12 protein-coding genes are annotated in these 20,526 nt (G+C 44.9%); 3 read left to right on the top strand and 9 right to left on the bottom strand.

Annotated features, from left to right (window positions below; translation table 11 throughout):
- Positions 1 to 88 precede the first annotated feature (88 nt).
- Positions 89 to 1,072, top strand: a complete 984-nt coding sequence (locus tag ACW6QF_RS06865) for a virulence RhuM family protein (RefSeq protein ID WP_456087263.1) — start codon at positions 89 to 91, stop codon at positions 1,070 to 1,072.
- Positions 1,073 to 1,179: 107 nt separating this feature from the next.
- Here the strand turns inward: ACW6QF_RS06865 and ACW6QF_RS06860 are convergent, their stop codons facing one another.
- The 6 genes from ACW6QF_RS06860 to ACW6QF_RS06835 all read right to left on the bottom strand — a co-directional run bounded on the left by ACW6QF_RS06860 (position 1,180) and on the right by ACW6QF_RS06835 (position 10,894).
- Positions 1,180 to 3,276 carry a hypothetical protein gene (locus ACW6QF_RS06860; protein ID WP_456087262.1) on the bottom strand — a complete coding sequence of 699 codons (2,097 nt, stop codon included), beginning with the start codon at positions 3,274 to 3,276 and terminating at the stop codon, positions 1,180 to 1,182.
- Between the two features lie 17 nt (positions 3,277 to 3,293).
- On the bottom strand, positions 3,294 to 4,916 hold the full coding sequence (locus ACW6QF_RS06855) for a RagB/SusD family nutrient uptake outer membrane protein (protein ID WP_456087261.1): 1,623 nt from the start codon (positions 4,914 to 4,916) through the stop codon (positions 3,294 to 3,296).
- Between the two features lie 13 nt (positions 4,917 to 4,929).
- Positions 4,930 to 8,229 carry a TonB-dependent receptor gene (locus ACW6QF_RS06850; protein WP_456087260.1) on the bottom strand — a complete coding sequence of 1,100 codons (3,300 nt, stop codon included), beginning with the start codon at positions 8,227 to 8,229 and terminating at the stop codon, positions 4,930 to 4,932.
- Between the two features lie 48 nt (positions 8,230 to 8,277).
- Positions 8,278 to 9,276 carry a FecR family protein gene (locus ACW6QF_RS06845; protein ID WP_456087259.1) on the bottom strand — a complete coding sequence of 333 codons (999 nt, stop codon included), beginning with the start codon at positions 9,274 to 9,276 and terminating at the stop codon, positions 8,278 to 8,280.
- Between the two features lie 92 nt (positions 9,277 to 9,368).
- Positions 9,369 to 9,983, bottom strand: coding sequence for an RNA polymerase sigma-70 factor (locus ACW6QF_RS06840; protein ID WP_298553057.1), 615 nt, complete (start codon positions 9,981 to 9,983; stop codon positions 9,369 to 9,371).
- Positions 9,984 to 9,988: 5 nt separating this feature from the next.
- The gene (locus tag ACW6QF_RS06835; protein ID WP_456087258.1) at positions 9,989 to 10,894 is read right to left on the bottom strand and encodes a metallophosphoesterase; all 906 of its coding nucleotides are present in this window, start codon (positions 10,892 to 10,894) and stop codon (positions 9,989 to 9,991) included.
- 95 nt (positions 10,895 to 10,989) lie between these two features.
- Here ACW6QF_RS06835 and ACW6QF_RS06830 point away from each other — a divergent pair, with 95 nt between their 5' ends.
- Both ACW6QF_RS06830 and ACW6QF_RS06825 read left to right on the top strand, forming a co-directional pair.
- Positions 10,990 to 11,772: a phosphatidylinositol-specific phospholipase C/glycerophosphodiester phosphodiesterase family protein gene (locus tag ACW6QF_RS06830; RefSeq protein WP_456087257.1), complete on the top strand. Its 783-nt coding sequence runs from the start codon at positions 10,990 to 10,992 to the stop codon at positions 11,770 to 11,772.
- A gap of 64 nt (positions 11,773 to 11,836) precedes the next feature.
- Complete coding sequence (locus tag ACW6QF_RS06825) at positions 11,837 to 12,355, top strand: hypothetical protein (protein ID WP_456087256.1); 519 nt, start codon at positions 11,837 to 11,839, stop codon at positions 12,353 to 12,355.
- A 151-nt stretch (positions 12,356 to 12,506) separates the two neighbouring features.
- On the opposite strand, the gene ACW6QF_RS06820 is transcribed toward ACW6QF_RS06825, so the two are convergent.
- The 3 genes from ACW6QF_RS06820 to ACW6QF_RS06810 all read right to left on the bottom strand — a co-directional run bounded on the left by ACW6QF_RS06820 (position 12,507) and on the right by ACW6QF_RS06810 (position 20,430).
- Complete coding sequence (locus ACW6QF_RS06820; protein WP_456087255.1) at positions 12,507 to 15,350, bottom strand: sugar-binding domain-containing protein; 2,844 nt, start codon at positions 15,348 to 15,350, stop codon at positions 12,507 to 12,509.
- A gap of 110 nt (positions 15,351 to 15,460) precedes the next feature.
- The gene (locus ACW6QF_RS06815) at positions 15,461 to 17,128 is read right to left on the bottom strand and encodes a RagB/SusD family nutrient uptake outer membrane protein (RefSeq protein WP_456087254.1); all 1,668 of its coding nucleotides are present in this window, start codon (positions 17,126 to 17,128) and stop codon (positions 15,461 to 15,463) included.
- Positions 17,129 to 17,151: 23 nt separating this feature from the next.
- Positions 17,152 to 20,430, bottom strand: a complete 3,279-nt coding sequence (locus tag ACW6QF_RS06810) for a TonB-dependent receptor (RefSeq protein WP_456087253.1) — start codon at positions 20,428 to 20,430, stop codon at positions 17,152 to 17,154.
- Positions 20,431 to 20,526: the final 96 nt, after the last annotated feature.

Below are 20,526 nucleotides of genomic sequence, written 5' to 3'. Positions count from 1 at the left end.
ATTCTGTAAAATTTGCCGGAATTGCAATGGCAATGTACATTGAAGATAGCCAGACAAATATACAACATTCGAATAAAAAAATAGACTAATGAACAACGAAAACAACATAATACTTTATCAAGACGATAACGAAATAACTCGTGTTTCAGTACGATTTGCAGATGAAGATTTGTGGTTGACACAAAATCAGTTAGCAGACATATACTGTACTACACAACAGAATATCAGCCAGCATGTAGACAACATATATAAAGATGGCGAACTTACCATAGAGGCAACTAACAAGAAATTCTTGTTAGTTCGTCAAGAAGGCAATCGACAGGTAAAACGTAACATTGACCACTACAATCTTGATATGATTATCGCCTTGGGCTATCGTGTCCAGTCACAGGTGGCTACACGATTCCGCCGGTGGGCTACCCAGCGGCTTCACGAATATATCCAAAAAGGGTTTGCCATGGATGATGAGCGGTTGAAGCAGGGAGGAAATCGCTATTTCCGAGAGCTATTACAGCGCATCAGGGATATTCGTAGTAGTGAACGTAACTTTTACCAACAGGTTACGGATATTTATGCTACTGCAACAGACTATGATCCTCGCAGTGAAATGACCAAAATATTCTTCGCCACTGTACAAAATAAGCTGCATTACGCTGTTCATGAAAATACCGCTGCCGAAATCATATACAATCGTGTGGATAATGAAAAACCTTTTGTCGGAATGACTAACTTCAAAGGGAACTATGTAACCAAAGATGATGTAAAAATAGCCAAAAACTATTTGACTGAAATAGAATTGCAACGCCTTAATCTACTTGTTTCCGGATTCTTGGATTTTGCAGAGTTTCAAGCATTGGAGATGAATCCTATGACGATGAAAGACTGGATAGAGGCTTTAGATAATCAGATTATTACTCATAAACGGAAAGTTTTGATTGGCAAGGGAAACATTTCGCATAAGCAGGCGGTTGAAAAAGCAGAAAAAGAATTTGAAATCTACCGCAAACGCGAAATGAATTTGTTGGAGAGCGACTTTGACAAAGAGATTAAAAAATTGAGGAATAAAAATTAGTCCAAGTGAAATATTCCTTTGGGATAGCTATGCTTGCCTTTGGGAAAAACAATCATCGCATATAAGAGAAAGTTCGTGTATTCTCTTATATGCGATCAATAAGAATTTTAAGGCATTGAAACAAAGCCCTCCGCTTTTACAGTCCAAGTCCCATCTTTTGGGAGCCCCGGAAAATCTCCTGTAGAGCCATCCCATCCTCCGGCCATCATTGCTATTGCAGTCAGCAATGCTCCATTAGAAGGGAAATAAGGGAATGGACCTCCAGTGGCCAATCCATGTTCGTCAAATTGGAAATTAAGCGAAGAATGTAACAAATAATCAAGAGCCAAAGCTGGCTTACCACTCCGGGCAGCCGCCATTGCCAACATAGGGAAATCCCATCCCCAAACATGATTAAAATTCCATACCGCAGAAACCTTATCCAATGTATGTGTAAAAATACCCCTGTCAACACCATCTCCCGGCAACATACCCAAAGTACCTATTAATGCAGGATGTTCAAATGTATATTTAGTCCACATATCAGGAATATCCTCATAAGTCGTGTAGGCCCCATCTTTTACCGGCAAAGGAGATAACTTGTCCTCCACATCTTTCCACTTCTTTTCTACCGGTAATGACATACGCTTGCGCCATGTCTGGGCAACACGTAGACCGAAACGCCAATATCCTAATTCAAAAGCCGGATTAACCGTTTGCATAGGATCTGTATTCTCAGAAACGATAAATACCGGAGGACCTAATACATAACGATTCTTCTGTTTGTCGTAATGGACAAAGTCTGCCATGAAATCGGCCGTTTCAAATACAATATCGCGCCATTTCTCCAAGGTCTCAGGTGTTGGATGCAACCGATAATCCAATTCTGCAAAATAAATGGGATGAGGTTGCTGCCAGATTAACGTAGCATGGATAATATGAGGCCAATCTCGGTCAAAACCAGCTGTACACTTAGGCCATCGAGCACCTTTGTATCCTTGTTTTGCAGCTCTTTCACGGGAAGTCGGTAAAAAATCCTTGTATACCTCAAGACTTTTATTTAACAAATCCCACCGATTCCATAGAGCATAATGTACCCCATGCCACCAGATCATTTCAAAATGAAGACGGCCATACCATCCATTATTGACCAACCCGCTTTCTTGCGGAGGTAATGAACCGGCTTCGTTTACACGCATAACATATTGTGACAAGACAATCCTTCTCTCCAGCTCTTTCCAACGAGGATCCGAACTCTCCGACAAATCGATAGCAGCTCCTGAATTCCAGAACTTCTCCCAAGCCCTGATACTTGCCTCAAACACATTCTCATCCAAATAGGTTCTTTCTTCTTCCTGCGTGAACAGACAGGTAAAATCGAGTTTATCCGTATCAAAAGGCCTAAGTTCGAAATAATGGGGATTCTCCTGAGTGGTTGGAGAGAACTGTGCCGGAGACTTCCATCGCAGGATAGTCGAATAATGAGTATCATCCATTTCCCTAGAGATCTGGACAGACTGCCCTGTTTGCTTCTTTATCGAGGAATGATGTTTTTCCAGTTGATCATATACTCCGACATAGGCAGCACCCTGATTCCTGTCCGCATACGGGAAGTTAATAAATACGGTAAGTCTTCCTTTCCGTATCAAATCACTTTTCACTTCCACCCCGATCATATCCAAATCCGGGTGACATGCCGTTTTCACTACTACAGGTATACCTTCCAACTCAAAGCGACTTGTAATAATGCCCTTCCACAGATCTGTTTCCTGAACAGCGTTCCGTATATCATCAGGACCAGCCTTCGTCCCATCAGACAATAACAATTTCAAACCGATACGTCCCAAATTGAAACGATGCGGATTTGCGGCCAGCCAGGCGGATAGTTCCGGTTGGTCGGGATTAGGCAAGTCGTAACCGACTTGCCTTCCATACGTGTTTATCGAGACCGGCCTATAATCCTTCTCAGACAGACCTTCAGGTAACGGAAAGCTATGCCAGCTCCATTGCGCCATCGTATTAAACGGAACAAATGTTTGCAGCCCGGTAATATCCACTCCAAAAGCAAACTCTCCATTTCCCACCTGGGCGGGACTCTGGGGATTTGTTTTTGTCGTAACAACTTTGTGCCTGTCAACCATCGCTTTCCGATCGATACGAGATTGGGCTTTCATTGATAAGGGAACCAGTAATACAGAGAACAAAATATAAATCAAATACTTCATCTTATAACAATTAAATATTAATATCCTGGATTTTGAACCAAACATCCATTACTCTTATCCACCTCCGCACGAGGAATCGGCAGTAAATAATGCTGATCCAAGAAAACTCTGTTTAATAATAATGTTGTTTCATATATTTTATTACCATCCTCCGATTTCTGTATATCAATAGCTAATAACGCTTTACTTTCCGTTTGATCTGCAATTTTCCACCTTCGGACATCAAAAAAACGATGTCCTTCAAAAGCGAATTCCACACGCCGTTCATTCCGGATCTTATCACGCAATTCTAAACCGGTGGCAGTAACAGGAGGCATCTGTACACTCTGCCGTCCCCTCACCTTATTTATATATTCCCGGGCAGTCTCTTCATCTCCCAATTCGTACATAATCTCAGCATAATTCAGATAAAACTCTGCCAACCGAAAATAGATCCAGGGATTTTCGGGCTTGACGGAAGAGCCTGTAGGAGGAATCGATTCAACCATAAACTTTTTAAACGCATAACCGCTTTTAGAGGCATTCCATGAACCGATGCTACTTTCCGGAGAATCCAGACCACCGTGCCACATTTCGGTTTCTCTCCCGGCCCACATAGAACCATCATACAGAATAGAAGCTTCAAAACGGGGATCGCGTCCCACATAAGGATTTGCTTCATCATAACCGGATGTTGGATTCACTTGTAACGGTAACTCTTCATTTAAATAAGGTAATTCACCATTCTTCATTTCGTATGCATTCACTAAATTTTGTGTCGGATTTTGACCAGTCCAGCCATTTGATCCATTCCGCCCATTAAATAGCATAAAATCCGTAGAATTTGCCTGTGTAAAATAACGAGCAAATATTATTTCACTATTATCTTGCAGGAAAACAGACTGATAATCAGCACACAACGAATAATCAGCATTCAAGACTGCTTCTGTTGCATCTTTTGCCTTTTCCCATTTTTCTTTAGAATGCTCAGGATTATTCTGCTCACTTGCCGCATAAAGCAAAACTCTTGCTTTTAGCGCCTTACACGCATCACCAGAAGCTCTGCCCTGACTATCACTTTCCATTTTAGCAGGAAGCAATGCCATCGCTTCATCTAACTCTTTCACAATAAAATCCACACAATCATCATAAGAATCACGAGATACGGTATAATCCTGATTCAAATCAAAAACATTCGTAATCAAGGGAACTCCTCCATATCTCCAAATCAGATTAGCATATACAAAAGAGCGAATAAACTTCATTTCACCTATCATACGATCTTTTATTGAGGTCTCAACCGGTGCATCATTTATGCGATCAAAAAAAATGTTGATCGAACGAACAGAAGTATAAGCAGCCCCCCAAAAATTCATTTTACTGCTAAGGTTAACCACATTATCCGAGGTCAATTCCCCTTTTTGTATAATCCATTGATTATACCAATTATGAATACAATAGACTTCATCACTTGCCGCACAAATCATGTCCTGGCCAAACTCATGATAAATAGAATTGTAAGAAGCATTTACATAAAGTTCGATCAATGCACTATCTTCCCATACATCCGCCTCAGAGACTTTATCCAAGGGTTTTAAGTCCAATACGTCACAAGATGTACAAGCTAAAACAGCCCATAATATATATATTATCTTTTTCATTTTCTGTTAATATTTAGAATGTTAAATTGATACCAAAATTATAAGTCCTTTGTTGCGGATAATACCAATAATTTGAAGTTTCTGGATCAAACCCCAAATCCTTCATATGATCATAAATAATAAATAAGTTATTCGCACTAAAAGAAAGCCGTAGGTTTTGAACCCATAATTTCTCACAAATATTTTTAGGAAGATTATATCCGAACTCTAAGTTTTTCAATCGTAAAAATCCAGCATTAAACAACCATTGAGTAGATTTTTCCGTATTATTATTAGATGTACTTGAACTACCACGAGGCATTGTTGCCTTCGTATTTTCGGGACTCCAGCGATCTTCCGCCCTCCATTCCAAAAAATTACCCAAAGAATAACTCATACAAGGGAAATAATCTCCAAAATATTGTTTTGCATTCTCCTGCCCCTGAAACAATAAAGACAAGTCAAACCCTTTATATTCGAAATAAGTATTTATTGAATATACGATTTCCGGCGTATTTGTTTGGTTCACGCGGATACGGTCTCGCGAGTCGATTTCCCCGTCCTTATTGACATCCTCATAGATAAGATCTCCAGGCTGTGTGTTCAATAAATGCGGATAAGAAGCAATCTGATCTTCCGATTCAAAAACTCCGATAGCATGATAGTATAAATCGGAACCTATCGGCCGCCCGGTTGCATATTGGTACGGTTCAGCCGCCGGTTGTTCATCACTGAAAATAACTTTATTCCTTGCAAAAGAGACATTGGCCGCAATACGGTATTTCAGCGGATTTGCATAGTTCTCATGCGATACAACCATTTCAAAACCCTGATTATCTACAATCCCGATGTTTTCATCCGGCAGCTTCAAACCTGTATAATCAGGAATAATCGCACTTCGCTTTGTCAGGATGTTGGAACGCCGGGTTTTAAAATAATCAAAATCGACCCCTAACAATCCATTCCAAAATCTGGAATCAAATCCGATATTATACGTTTTCGCCACTTCCCAAGTGATGTTAGGATTTGGGACACCGTTCTGGACAAGACCGGTCACATCATTTCCTCCTACAACATAGTTACTGTCGAACTTATAAGTCGTCAGATACTGGAACGGATCGACCAAATCATTACCCATCTTGCCATAAGAACCTCTGAACTTTAAATTATCCAGAAAAGTCAGTTCTTTCATAAAAGATTCTTCGGAGATCCTCCAACCTAAAGAAAAGCTGGGGAAAAATCCATATCGCTTATTTTCCGGGAAGTTGGGAGAACCGTCACGTCTAAACGTAAACTGAGCCATATATTTACCGGCATAATCATAAGAAAAACGACCGAAAATATTTTGGCGGGCACTCTGAGAAGAACTACCGTCATTCGATTGTTTATTTTTATCACTACTACCTGCAAATATCTCGGGTATCGAAGTCGAGATGAAGTCGCTCCGATAAGCATTTAAGAAATTGCCTTTTGTTTGGGTCTGTTCATATCCTAGCATCGCTCCTACATGATGAACATCAAATGTCTGATCATAATTAATCTTTCCAACTAAATACATATTTGTCGGATTTTCATATTTCTGATTCAGGTTGGCCTGATTCGGAGTCTTACCGGAAACTCCCTTATACAACTCACCGGTCTGGTCATCTTTATAATAGACATACGCCGGAGTGTTGAAAGTTTTCGTTCGTACAAAAGACGCATCATAGCTGGCTATACCATCTAACCATAAGCCCTTCAGCCAAGGGATATCCAGTTTAAAAGAGAGTGTCGATTGCATTGCTGTTGTTTTCAAATCCTGATAACCGGAAGCATCGCCAACACGATTCATCAAGTTCTCACTATCCCTGTTCGGCATCAGTTTATCCGTTCCCGGCCAATACGTCTGCCAGGTAGGCAAATACAAAAAGATGTGGCTGTATATATCGTTTGTCCCCCCTACCGGATAGTGGCTGTCATTTATTTTGCCGGCCAGATCAACTCCTACCTTCAGGTATTTCGTCACTTGCACGTCTATATTCGAACGAAGATTGTATATACGGACACCTGTCGTTCCCTCTTTAAAGTGACCGCTTTGGTGAGACTCTCCCAATGACAAATAATATTTCACCCGTTCATTACCTCCCGAAACGGATAAGTTTACCCGGTGTTGAGGCGTAACGTTCTTTATCATCTGATCAAACCAGTCTGTATTAGGGTAATCGGGATCTGTTCCATTCCTGTATTTCTCCAACTCCTCATTCGAATAGCGAGGTAAACGGCCCTCTCCTTCTTCAATTTCATTATATACTTTTGCATAGGTATAAGAATCGGCCATTTTAGGAGTCCGGGTCGATTGAGAAAAGCCCTGATTAAAAGAAAGGTTGATCGAAGGCTTCACCTCTGCTCCGCGTTTGGTCGTTACCAGGATAACCCCATTGGCAGCCCGGGCACCATAGATAGCGGCCGAAGCATCTTTCAACACCGAGATATTCTCGATATCGTTCGGGTTCAATTCGCCTAAGCCTCCTCTTTCCACTCCATCGATCAAAATTAACGGAGATGCATTCCCCGTCGTGCTCTTTCCACGTATAAAGATAGAAGGATCATCCCTACCCGGCTCTCCGGAACGGTTGTTTATAATAACACCGGGTAAACGTCCCGCTAAAGAATTAGCAATATTAATAGATGGGCTCTTTGTGATTTCTTCTCCTTTCAGAGCTACAACGGAACCAGTCAACGTCACTTTCTTCTGCGTCCCATAACCAACCACAAGGACTTCTTCCAACGCCTGCGTATCTTCTTTCAACTGGATATTCAAAGAAGTTTGTTTTTTCCCTACCGTAATAACCTGATCCAGATAACCGATATACGTCACACTCAACTTTGCATTTTCCGAAACCGACAATGAAAAAATCCCATCCATATCCGTAATCGTACCATTAGCCGTCCCTTTTTCTACCACATTCGCACCAGCCACCGGTTCTCCATTCTCATCTTTTACGATGCCTTTTACGATGATCTGCTTTTGTTGGGTGGCAGAGGGTTCTGCGACTTCTTTCTTGGAAATGACGATCATCTTGCCTTGGACGGAATAAGACAATCCGTTATCCAATACGGCAGATAGCACTTCTTCCAAGGATGCATCATTAAAATTATGCGTAATCTGCTTCTTCTCATTCACTTCATCCTTTTTGTAAATGATGGAATACTGCAGTTCTTTCTCTACTTCCGCCAAGACTGTTTTTAAAGGAACATTTTTAAATTGCCGGGTGATCCGTTGTGCATTCATGGAGGTAGCCCCAGAAAGCATCAAGGCAAGGATTAACGCCCTTCCTACATGTTTTCTATACATAAACCAATAAATTAAAGAATTAGATTTAATAATATATTAACAATTGCGCTATTGTTTTCTAATATAAATATCCCGCCCCCGCCGTTCATAACGGATCGGAATAATCTCGGACAGAGCGTGAAAGACATCTCCGACCGTCTCTTCATTGCGAAGTGATACGCGGAAAGCTATATCTTTTTCCAAGTCGTCTCCCAAATGAATCTGAACGTCATATTTACGGGATAGGCGGACTGCCAGCTCATTGAGAGTGATTTTATCATATTCAACTCTCCCTTCTGTCCAGGATTTATATTGAGATGCCTGAACCCTCTGACGGGAAAAACTTCCGTTTTGTTTGTCAAGACTCAGCAATTCTCCCGGTGCAACCGGAATATGCCTCCCTTTATATAAAATATCGATAGAGCCTTCCAATAATGTCGTTTTAGCAGAAATATCTTCAGGGTAAGATGATACATTAAATTTTGTTCCTTTCACCAATACACTGTACTGATCCGTTTTAACCATAAAAGGAGTTCCATCAGACTGTTTGGTCACTTCGAAATAAGCTTCGCCGGTTAACAAGACTTCCCTGTTTTTAGAATTGAAATTACCAGCATACTGTAAAGAAGAACCGGCATTCAACCATACAATCGTTCCATCCGCCAGTATCAGTTTGCTTTTTTCTCCATAGGCCGTTTCTAAAGCAAACAGGTTATTGGCGAGCTCCATACTCCGGTAAAAATGAAAACCATACATACCGCCCAACACTAACACGCAGGCAATTGCAGCGACCGCGATAAACCGCTGCAATTGCCTGCGTTTAGTACTAAACGTGCCATTCAACGATTGACGCACCTGCACTCGGCGTTGTAACTGTTTCCATTCATTCGAAACTTCAGGAATCAGTTTATAGGAAAGCATCCATTCTTCCTCCCATTGACGGAACGTTCTTTCATTAGATGGTGCATCATTCAAAAACCGGAAAAGAAGCTCTTCTTCGGAGGGAGTAATGCGTCCTTCAAAATAACGTATTGCCAACTGGTGATTATCGATCTCCTGCTCTTTCATAACTTTTGCTTTCTATATGATGTAACAACTCAAATGAATTTTACCCAACCCCCTTCATGAAAAAAAATCCTCAAAACAAAAGAAACGAGATTTCATTCGGAAAGCAGCCAAGCCAGTATAGCGATATAGACATCCAACGGATATTTGTCTTTAAAATGTGCGGAAAAGCGTGCTAAGGCTTTGGCTATATGTTTTTCCACCGCAGTAGTCGATATTTGGAGAGCATCTGCGATCTCCCGATTTTTCATTTTCTTAAAACGACTCATTTCAAATACTTCACGGCAACGGGAAGGCAAATCATTCATAACAAGACTGATCTGTTGTTGCAATTCCTTATACAGGAGGGAATATTCCGGGCTCAGGTTAAAATCCCAATAATAAAGTTCTTCACGTCCACCCACCTCGTCCAAATGCTCCAAACTATGCTGTTCCACCAATTGTAAATGTTTCAAATAGTTCAGACAAGCATTCCTCACCATTGCGAAAAGGAGGGATGAAATGGAAACTGCCTCTATCAAATCACGTTTTTCCCAGAATCTCAAAAAGCTTTCCTGTATGATATCCCGGACCGCCTCTTCATCTGTCACAAAACGAGCAGCATATCCCCGTAACCGGGGATAATAGGTATTGAACAGAAATTCGAACGCTTCACCGTTTCCGTTCTTTATCTCCTGAAGGAGAATCTTCTCGTCTGTGAAGTTCTTCATACTGATTATCGATTATGCTTCATCTCCTTATTCTCGCAATTATAGAACCCCTCTATATAGATATTCAAGTCTTTGTCTATCTCGATAACGGCAAAGCTGTTATTTTCGGGAAGGCTCCCTTCGATCATTCCTTTCATCGTAAAATAGTGGATTCCTGCCCGGAAACTATAATTACCGGCATGATGGTGCCCTTGGATAACGGCTACGACCTTGCCGCTTTGCTCAAGTATCGAAACGATCTCTTCTGCATTGCCGATACAAAGCTCCTTGTCGATCCCGGAGAAAGTATCCAACAATTCGTGGATAAAGATCACGACCGGCAAATCGTCTTTCATCAGTTCTTGCCGGAGCCATTCCTTCTGAGCAGTTGGAATAAACGCTTTGGTCCAATCGAAAGCGCCGGAATCATAATCGGAACCATCCTCGTTGCAATTACCGTCCAGCACGATAAACTTAATTCGGTTCCGTACGAAGGAATAATAAGGCTTTCCTTTCGCATCCCCGTAATTGACCGTATGAGCAAGAAATTCAGATTTCGAGATGCTATCCATATCGTGATTACCCAACACATGGTAGACCGGGCCGTCGAAAGTCCGGAACTTTGCTTCTATCTCATCCAAAAACGATAAAGTCTGTCCTCTTTCAGGGGTATCTCCCATATCTTTCAAGTCTCCAAGCTCAATCATGAAATCTAATTTCCGCTTATTAAAAACGTCTATCGCTTCCGATAATTTTATGATGGATTGTTCATAATAGCGGGTTCCGTGTACGTTCCGATGGGCAAAATGGATATCCGTCACCAAGCCGAAACACAGGTTCTTTTGCCGGTTTAGACCGACGGCAAAGGAATCCGAACAGGACAAAAGCAACACCCCAGCGCATGATTTCTTAAAAAATAATCGTCTATTCATGGTTTATCAGATTGATCACGGCAAATGTAAACAATATTCCCGGAGAATTGGATAAAACTGATTACCTTTGCCATATCAAAATACGAATCTGCCATATGAAACTAAAAGTAATTATTTTGCTGATCAGTCTGTTATCCGGCTCGCTCGAAGCCCAGACAATTCATTACAATGCTTTCTCACACAACGATTATGAACGGCCCCGCCCGCTATTCGATGCCCTTTCCTTCCAATTCAATTGTGTGGAAGCGGATTTATGGCTAATCGACGGCGAACTGTATGTCTCCCACGATTCGGTCGCTCCCAACCCCGATATCACATTCGAGAAACTATACCTCCTGCCCTTGGTCGAACGGATCACGAACAACGGCGGCAAAGTATATCCGGACAGCGACCGCCCGTTTTACCTGATGGTCGATTGCAAGACAGACGGCGAAGCGATGTATCCCGTCCTGAAAAGGAAATTAGCGCCGTACGAATCTCTTTTCTGCCATGAGAAAGACGGCAAACTTCAAGAAAGCGCCGTGTTGTTCTATCTGTCGGGCCGAAGTCCCCGCAAGGCTATTGCCGCCGAGAACAACCGTTTTATCTTCCTGGACGGCACGATAGAAGATTTGGGGAAAGGCATTCCGTCCACCCAAATGCCCGTCATCAGCGATAATTATTCCCAATACATCGGTTGGAAAGGCCAAGGAGAGATACCTGCCGAAAAGCTCGAAAAGATGCGCGGATATATCCGGCAGAGCCATGCGGAAGGCAAACTGTTCCGCTGGTGGGGTGCACCGGACACGCCCCAGTTCAAGAAATTCTTTATCCAGGAAAAAGTGGATTTGATCGGGGCGGACGATTTGAAGGCGTTGAGTCTGATTTTTATAGAATAACGATGTTTACCAGCCGGCATACATAAATAAAACATATATTTGTATTGCTTAAAAACTTAAAATCATGGCAAACATCAAATTAAAGGACGGACAAACAGGGAAACAGATAATAATTTTGATCTTCGGATTTTTATTGTTATCAATCTGTATATACGGACAAGAAAAGACCATATATACTGTAGCTTCGCATTCCATCCCTGAAAGTAGGACTACAACGTCTTCCGGTAATATAGCGTACCCGATTCCATTTTCTTACAAGCTGACGCCCGAATGGAAAAAGCATAAAATATGTCAAGCGTGTGGATGGACGGCATTTGGCGTCGGGAGTGTCATGGTGATCAGTGGTTTTATGGGATATGTCATAGATAATATGGATGGTCCAACCCCTCGGTATCGCTTTATGGTATTGGGATTTGCGGGTGTCGCCGTAACCGCCGCCAGCGTTCCGCTTTTCGTCTTTTCAATCAAGAACAAAAAGAAAGCCCGTTCGCTCACCCTGGGAAGCAATATGCTGGCAAGCCCCCTACGAAACGGTTCGGGGATGGCCTATACAACGGGGATGTCGGTCGGGATCCGTTTTTAGCGTCATAGGCGCGTGACGTGACAATATGATAATAGACAATGTCTGTTTTCATGCCTGTTCCCCTTGGGAACTTTTACAAAGGCGAGGCCGTACCTCAATCCGATGCGGCCTCGCCTTGTTTTTTTGCACTCTCCCTGTTAACGGAACGAGGCTACTTATAAGACGAAATATTGAACAGTTTCTTCATCTCGCCCGCTTTCACCTTAGCCGTAAATAGGTCTTGCAAATCCTTTGCGGATAAAGAGTAAGAGGGTGCGAAGGCTGGCGTTTCCATGTATTCCAGCAGGCTACGGTAGAATTGCCGGGCTTCCGGTTTGTCTTGCACGGCTTTCAGGTCGGACATGCAAACCAAGAGGTTACCCTTCCCGACCTTGAACTCGAACAACAAGCCTAATTTATGGTTGCGTTCGACATTGTCGATCACCTGCACGATCGGCCGGTAATCGTCCGACAGACGATCCAAGATCAGAGGATAACTCTCCTTGACGATCGGGAACCATTGCCAATTGGTATGGAACTCGGTCGGGAAATCAGCCAATGCCGGATGGGCAGGATCGGTCAGAATCCCTAATGTGCCCGGAGAGACAGGGCGTCCTAAGTTCTCACAAATGGAACGGAACATGCGGTAATTCCAATAATCCGTCTGGAACAGCCCGCCTACCGTTTGGTCCTTATGTTTGTCTTTCGGGGGGAACCAAAGGACTTTGCCGCCTTCCGTCAGGTAGTTCAGATGAGCGTCCAGATCATCCGTCACACAAATATCGCCGGCAGGTTTCACCTCCTTACCAGCCGGATAAATCCATAAGGGATACTCATTCCGATAAGGCGTGCCGTCTATCGACAAGGCAAGCGTGAGCTTTTCCGCCTTCCGGACAGAAGCGATCGAGGGCTTCAAAGTACCCGCCTTGGCCAACTCTCCCTGTTTAACCTGCAAAGGCAAAACTCCCTTGTCCAAGACCTGTTGTTTGCTGTCGGTCAATGTCCAGGACAATTGTTTGCCCTTCAAATCAGCCTCGGAATAATTGGCAATCTCCACCTCTCCGGTGGGTGCCTCATCGTTTGTCCAACAGAACTTCTCGATGCAGAACAGAGGGACCACTTCCGAACAGAACTGCCGCCATTCCTCCGGCGCGATCAACCCTTTGCTTTCCATGAAAGCATCCAAGATGCCGACATAGGCCGATCCCTGCCCCGGATAATCCTGCAAATCGAGCAACTGGAAACCGCCCCATTCCGGTGTACGCAGGTTCATCTCGATATCCGCCCGGTACAACAGAGCCGACCACTTGCCGGAAGCCATCATAAAGTCGTGCGCCTGTCCGATCATGCCGGCCTCTTCCAGGCGTTTCCTGAAGATTTCGAAATTGCGGGGCTTCAACACACCCGTATATTTCTTGATCTCTTCATAATCCGGATATACCTGGAACTGTCCCGTCTCATGGCTGATAATCGGAATATCGCACAAATCATTGGCAGATGAGAAATTCATCTCCGAATTCGGGTACGTATGATTCAAATACCCGCCGTCATACGCATCGGCAAACGAGAAGGAGGCGCGGGCATGCGTGTTGAACAGCTTCTCGCCTTCACGCCCGACACGGCAAGTCGTGAAATAATCCTCATCCGCCTGTTTGCCCTTAAAACCTAAATAATTATTCGAACCGGAAGCATAGAGATGGCGGTCGTCTTCCTTTTTGAAGGTCCGGATCAGCATGGCAAGCCCCTCTTCGCCGGACATCTCGTTACCTAACCCGAACATGACGAAAGAAGCATGGTTGCTATACGCCCGATGCAGGTTCCGCCCTTCTTTCAACAGATAATCGCATAATTCCCGGTCGTTGATATCGATGTTTCCCCAGACGGGAAGTTCCGGTTGCAGGTAGATGCCTTCGATATCGGCCGCCTCGAAACAAGCTTCCGGAGGACACCAGGAATGGAAACGGTAATGGTTGATGCCGTATTGTTTCGCCACCTGGAAATAGTGCCGCCAAGTCTCTACATCCATTGCGGTATGGGCAATCAAGGGGAAGACACAGGCATCATGTTTCCCGCGCAGGAACGTAGTCTTGCCATTTATGGTAAACTGGCGTCCTTTTGTCTTGAAATCGCGCAAGCCGAAAGTCGCCTGTTGGGTATCGACCGATCGATCTGTTTTCAACGAGACAGAGAGACGGTATAGGGCGGGTGCAAATTCGCTCCATAACAACGCCTCATCACCCAGGGCTAGTTCGAACTCCTGTTCCGGTTTCGTCCCGTCCACTTCAATCGTCCGTACCGGTGTTTTATGTTGTTTATCCGTATTCCAGGCTTCGGCATAGAAGGAGAGTGTCCCTTTTCCCGCCCCTTTATCCGGGTTACGGAGGGTGACTCTGGCGGTCACCGACTTTTTCGCGGCATCCGGATAAAGCTGGATATCATCGATCCCGCAAAGAGGGGCGCTTTCCAGATAAAAATCACCGATGATCCCGTTCCAGTTTGTCTGCGTGGAAGCGGAATAGGCATGTGAAGAACCGTAGACCTTTTCCGGAACCGCCTCTTTCCCGTTATCGACTAAAATGGCAAGGGTATGGGTTCCGGGAGAGAGGTAGGCGGACAGGTCATATTGTTGGGCGGTAGAGATATCGCTATTCGACCCGGCCTCTTTTCCGTCGACCCAGATCGTCGTGGGTTTCGTGCGTTCCATCACCAGGCGGACGGCTGTTCCGCCCCACTCTTCCGGTATCTCGACCTGTTTTGTGTACAACGCTTTCCCTTCAAACAGATATTCCCTGGAAAGGGCTGTAGTCAGTGTCATATCGGTATTGTAAGTTCCTTTTTTCCCTATATCGGTCGTGCCGGGCAGGAAAAGAGAGTCGGTGCCGGCTGTCTCCAGTTGCAATCCCCAATTCCCCTCTAAGGAAAGGCGGCTCCGGGTATCGCGAGGCATTTGTTGGGTACAGGCGGAAAAAAATCCGGCGGTTAACAACAAGGCAACAAGTGTAATCGAATTTTTCATCTTCTTCAAGTTTATATTTACGTGCTTGTGGCGAAATTACAAAAAAAAGCGCATCAGAGTATCCTCGGATAGTCCTGACGCGCTTTTTCCTTATAATTCAGAACCGGTTATTATTTCCAGCCTTCGTTCTGGGTGATACGGCCTGGGTTCAAGTCGATCTCAGCCTGCGGGATCGGCCACCAGAAATCTCTTGCGGTATAGGCATCTCTCTCTGCCGGGATCAGAACGGTAGGTTTAGGCGTCCCGCTTGAGAAGTCGCGATATTCGATGCCTTCGATCGGCTTGTTCATCACATCCAGCAAGATGTTCCAGCGACGGATATCGGCAAAGCGAAGGCCTTCCTGCGCCAGTTCCACCCGCCTTTCGTTGCGGACCAGGTCACGGAGGCTGCCGTTATAGCGTTCGGCAACCATCTTGTCGATATCGTTCGTATTGCCGGCACGGTCACGGATCACTTTTATCAGGGACTTGGCCTCGTCCGTACTTCCTCCGGTTTCCACCAACGCTTCGGCTCTCAACAGGTAGGCTTCCGCATAGCGGAAAATGATAAACGAGTTGTAGGTCGTCCAGGTTTCAGGTTCCTGGCAATATTTCTTCCAGGACAAGCCGGTAGGCGTCTTGTTCCATTCGCCGCCACCGCCTTCCGACAAGACATCGCCTACGCTGACTTCCTTGTCCTGCAAAGTCCCGTAATCCTTATTGGGGTCGAAATAGGCTTTGCCATCCTTTTCAACCACATTGTTCGGAATCGTATTGAAATATTTGCCGCGCATTTCCATGCCCGGAGCGTAGATGGTCTGGTAAAAACGGGCGTCCTTATTCAGATAGGGCATGGCCTCGTTCCTCTCACCCACATATTCGAATGCATCCGCCAAAGCCTTCACCGGAGTGGTCACGCAATATCCGCCGATAGACTGGTTATACCAGTTTCCCCAACTGTTCGTCGCATCCAACGAGTAGCGTCTGACGAGGATCACCTCGTCCAGGTCTTCACAACCGGTCATGAACAACTTGTCAAAATCGGCCAGTTGCGGAGCGGATGCAACCAGATGGGCCGTTTCGTCCAACGTGATCTGGAAATAAGACTTATCATTCAGGTAACCGGCGGCATAAGCGGCGGCACGTGCACGAAGCAAGCGGGCGGCCGGTTTCCCGATCTTCGACTTATTGCTGGGCTTGTCCGGCAGTCCGGCAATTGCCTTGTCCAGATCATCCAGGATAAAATCGAACACTTCTTTCGGGTCCTGTACTTGCTTAACGTTTTCACTCTCTGCTACCGTAGCCGGATTTTCCGTATAAAACATGATATGTCCGAAGATGGAAACCAAATCCAAGTAGAAATAAGCACGCAAGGTACGGGCTTCACCCAAAACCTGGTTCCGGTTAGCATCGCTTTCCCCACCCGGCCACTGGTACTTATCGATGTTGTTGATCACGTTATTCGCACGCTGGACGGAAACATATCCTTTATCCCATTTGTCGGCCGGGAAAGAGGAAGCCGTACTTCCGATGCCTCGTCCCAAATCATATCCCCTGTTCCAACTATGCGTAACCAAGCCATTATCCGTCACGCCATCCATCCATAAATCATAGCTTTCGACATTCAGCCTCTCATACAAGGCGGTCAACGCCTTTTCATAGTCTTCTGCCGATTTGAAATAACCGTCTGCCGTAATGATACCTTCCGGCTCCAGATCGATATTGCTGTTACAACCGCCTGCCATACAAAGGGTAAAAGCCAATGCCCCATATAGCAACGATTTCTTATATATTTTCATAATGCTCTATTTATAAGTTTAGATTAAAAGATAATGTTCACACCGAAATTCACGATTCTCAACGGAGGGAAATCATTGATCCGATCACTCTTCCCTTCCGGGTCCAGACCTTGATACAAGCTACTGAATGTAAGCAGATTCGAACCTGAGACATACAATCTCAGCTTCGTGATTCTCAGTTTGTCCGTGATGCCCTTCGAGAAGGTATAACCCAGCTGGGCGTTCTTCAGACGAAGATAGTTTGTCTTTTTCAGGAAGAAAGAGTTGTAAGTAGAGGCGTTCCGGTTATTGGCCGCTTCCAAACGGGGCATTTCGGCATTTCCATTCTGGTTCTCTTCCGTCCATCTGTCGCGGAAATGGACGCCGGTGAAGGCCTCATAGCTCGGTCCTTCGATCCATTCGCCGTACATCATACGGTTCGCGCCGCTCGATCCCTGGAACAACAGACTCAGATCGAACCCTTTATATTCGCCGCTGATATTCCATCCATACGTGAACTTCGGGATGTTGGAAGTAAAGATCTGACGGTCGTCCGGATCGATCGTCCCGTCGTTATTCGTATCGACCAGTTTCACATCGCCGGCATGAAGATCGGACATGCCGCGCGGGTCCGATTTATATTTGGCGCGGTATTCTTCCAACTCCTGTTCGTTCGCGATCAGACCGTCTGCCTGATAGATGTAGAAAGCGTTCAAAGGCGAACCGATCGTCTGGATATTATAACCGCTGATATTCTTGTCATCGCCACCGCGGTCGACCCATTCGTTTTTGTTATAAGCCAGGTTGAAAGAGGTGTTGAACGTAAACTCTCCGAATGTTTTGCGGAAACCGACCATCGCTTCTATACCTGAGTTACGGACCACTCCGGCGTTTTGTTCGGGAGCATCCAGACCGATGAAATGAGGAATGCCCAATGCTAACAGAATATCTTTCGTATCTTTGGAGTACCAGTCCAGTTCACCATAAATCGTGTTATTCAGGAAGCCGAAGTCCAAACCGATATTGGTCTGTTCCACCGTTTCCCACGTCACATCCGGATTGGCCATCTTCTTCTGGTAAACCGCAGAGACAAGGCTGCCGTTCATAACTACATTCGAGGTGTTATACTGGGGCAGATACATGAAGGCATCGATACGTTCGTTACCGGTCTGTCCCCACGAGGCTCTCAGTTTCAGATTATCCACAAATCCTAAATTCTTCATGAACCCTTCTTCCGAAATACGCCATGCGGCAGAGAAAGACGGGAAAACACCCCACTTATGGCCTTTCGCAAAACGAGAAGAACCGTCGGTACGGATATTCGCTTCAAATAGATACTTATCCTTGAAACCGTAGTTTATACGTCCGAAGAAAGAATTGATGCCCCACTTTGTCGGATATCCTTCCGCAAACTGGCTACCGGCCGAACCTAAAGAAACGTCCGGCAAAGCATCGGAGATCAAATCCTTACGCTGAGCCATCGAATAGTAGTTGCGGTACGAGATTTGTTCCATACCGTAGAGCAATGCCAGATCATGATCGTCGCCGAAACGCTTCTTGTAATTGGCCAGGAAACGGAGTGTCATCTGGTAGCTGTTGTTACGTGAATCTTTTACACTGTTCGGGTTATTACGTTGTGTAACCAGTTCACCGGCTTCATTGTAGTATTTATAATTCTTATAATGGATCTTTCTTCTGTCCCAGGAACCGTTCAATGAGGCCATACCCGTAAACACCAAATCCTTGATCGGTTCGAAATCGGCTTTTACCTGTCCGTAAACAATATCCTTGTTATAACGGTCTTCCCCGACCACGTCCATATCCATAAGGGAAATCGCGTTCCGGTTTTGCTTGTCCAGCCGGTAATCACCATTTTCATATTTTACAGGAGAGGTGGGTTGCATACTCCATACTTCATATTGCACGCTTCCCAGAGATTCCGGCCACAAACGGTCGATGTGACGATAGGTCACGTCACTACTGACTTTTAGCATCTTTCCGATATTCAAGTCCGTATTGACACGATAGCTGTAACGCTGGTACTCCGTATTCTTAACCAACCCCGGCTGGTCGAGATAATCAAACGAGACCAGATAGCGTCCGACTTCGCTTCCTCCTGTCAGGTTCAATGTATGTTGCGTGATATAAGTGGGCTTATATACTTCGTTCCCCCAGTTCAAGTAAGAATGATTATACGGATCATCGCCTCTTTCCGTTGCCAGGATATCATCCTCCGAATATTGGATCGAACCTCCCGAATTGACAAGCGCCTCGTTTACCATCGTCATATACTCGCGTGCGGAAACCTGCTCGGCTTTTACCGCCCGGTCCTGGAAACCGATCGTACCGTCGTACGATAATTTTACTTTCCCCTCCTTGCCGCGTTTGGTCGTTACCAAGATTACACCGTGAGCAGCACGTGAACCGTAGATAGAAGCAGATGCGGCATCTTTCAAGACGGAGATATTCTCGATTTCGGAAGAAGGGATCTGGCTGAGTGACATTTCGATACCATCCACCAATACCAGCGGTTTGGCATTGCCGGTCGTACCGACACCGCGCAAGTAGATTTCAGGATCGTCACTACCCGGAGCGCCGCCACGGTCGACGACCGTGATACCGGGGCTCAAACCCTGTAATGCCTTTGTGGCATTCACGACGGTCATCTTATTGATCTCGTCCCCTTCCAGTTTGGTAACGGCGCCGGTAGTCGTCACTTTACGCTGAACACCGTAACCGACCACAACGACCTCGCTCAATGCCTGGGTGTCTTCGACCAACCGGATAGCCAAGGTCGACTGGTTACCGACCTTTACTTCCTGTGTATTATAACCGATATATGAGATCTGTACGACCGCTCCCGGAGCGACTTCCAGCGTAAACTTGCCATCGATATCAGTGATAATGCCGTTTGTAGTTCCTTTTTCAATCACGTTGGCTCCGATAATCGGTTCACCCAGATCGTCCGTGACCACCCCTGTGATTGTCTTCTTTTGCTGGGCAACGACCGGGACGGATGGATCCTTTGCCTTATGGCTCGACAGGACAATGTAGGAACCCTTTTGGGAATAACTTAATCCCAACTGGGTAGAGAGATTATCCAGAACCTCCTTGATGGACTTACCGACCATATTAACGGATATCCTTTTATTCACATTCACGCCTGCGTCATAGATAAAAAGATATTCCGTCTGCTTTTCAATAATATTCAGATAATCTTTCACTGAAAGATTATCACCCTGCAGGGTGATCTTTTGCGATATCGCATTCTCTGCATGCAAGCAGAGAATGGCTGCAAATAATAACATATAGGTTATTCTCATAATCCTAAATAAATGTTTATGCCGTGATTTTAATAAGAGACAAAACCCCGACAAAGGTATTTTATTCATAACTTTGTGATATTTAAAGATTAATAC

Source organism: Parabacteroides sp. (assembly GCF_977054455.1).
Note: the sequence above shows the minus strand (reverse complement) of the source record. Positions and strands in the feature narration are given on the sequence as shown.

What these genes read in the sequence shown, in the direction of transcription:
- ACW6QF_RS06860 (WP_456087262.1), bottom strand. Translation starts at nt 3,276, where the DNA reads ATGAAGTATTTGATTTATATTTTGTTCTCTGTATTACTGGTTCCCTTA.
- ACW6QF_RS06820 (WP_456087255.1), bottom strand. Translation starts at nt 15,350, where the DNA reads ATGAAAAATTCGATTACACTTGTTGCCTTGTTGTTAACCGCCGGATTT.
- ACW6QF_RS06840 (WP_298553057.1), bottom strand. Translation starts at nt 9,983, where the DNA reads ATGAAGAACTTCACAGACGAGAAGATTCTCCTTCAGGAGATAAAGAAC.
- ACW6QF_RS06810 (WP_456087253.1), bottom strand. Translation starts at nt 20,430, where the DNA reads ATGAGAATAACCTATATGTTATTATTTGCAGCCATTCTCTGCTTGCAT.
- ACW6QF_RS06835 (WP_456087258.1), bottom strand. Translation starts at nt 10,894, where the DNA reads ATGAATAGACGATTATTTTTTAAGAAATCATGCGCTGGGGTGTTGCTT.
- ACW6QF_RS06855 (WP_456087261.1), bottom strand. Translation starts at nt 4,916, where the DNA reads ATGAAAAAGATAATATATATATTATGGGCTGTTTTAGCTTGTACATCT.
- ACW6QF_RS06815 (WP_456087254.1), bottom strand. Translation starts at nt 17,128, where the DNA reads ATGAAAATATATAAGAAATCGTTGCTATATGGGGCATTGGCTTTTACC.
- ACW6QF_RS06830 (WP_456087257.1), top strand. Translation starts at nt 10,990, where the DNA reads ATGAAACTAAAAGTAATTATTTTGCTGATCAGTCTGTTATCCGGCTCG.
- ACW6QF_RS06825 (WP_456087256.1), top strand. Translation starts at nt 11,837, where the DNA reads ATGGCAAACATCAAATTAAAGGACGGACAAACAGGGAAACAGATAATA.
- ACW6QF_RS06865 (WP_456087263.1), top strand. Translation starts at nt 89, where the DNA reads ATGAACAACGAAAACAACATAATACTTTATCAAGACGATAACGAAATA.
- ACW6QF_RS06850 (WP_456087260.1), bottom strand. Translation starts at nt 8,229, where the DNA reads ATGTATAGAAAACATGTAGGAAGGGCGTTAATCCTTGCCTTGATGCTT.
- ACW6QF_RS06845 (WP_456087259.1), bottom strand. Translation starts at nt 9,276, where the DNA reads ATGAAAGAGCAGGAGATCGATAATCACCAGTTGGCAATACGTTATTTT.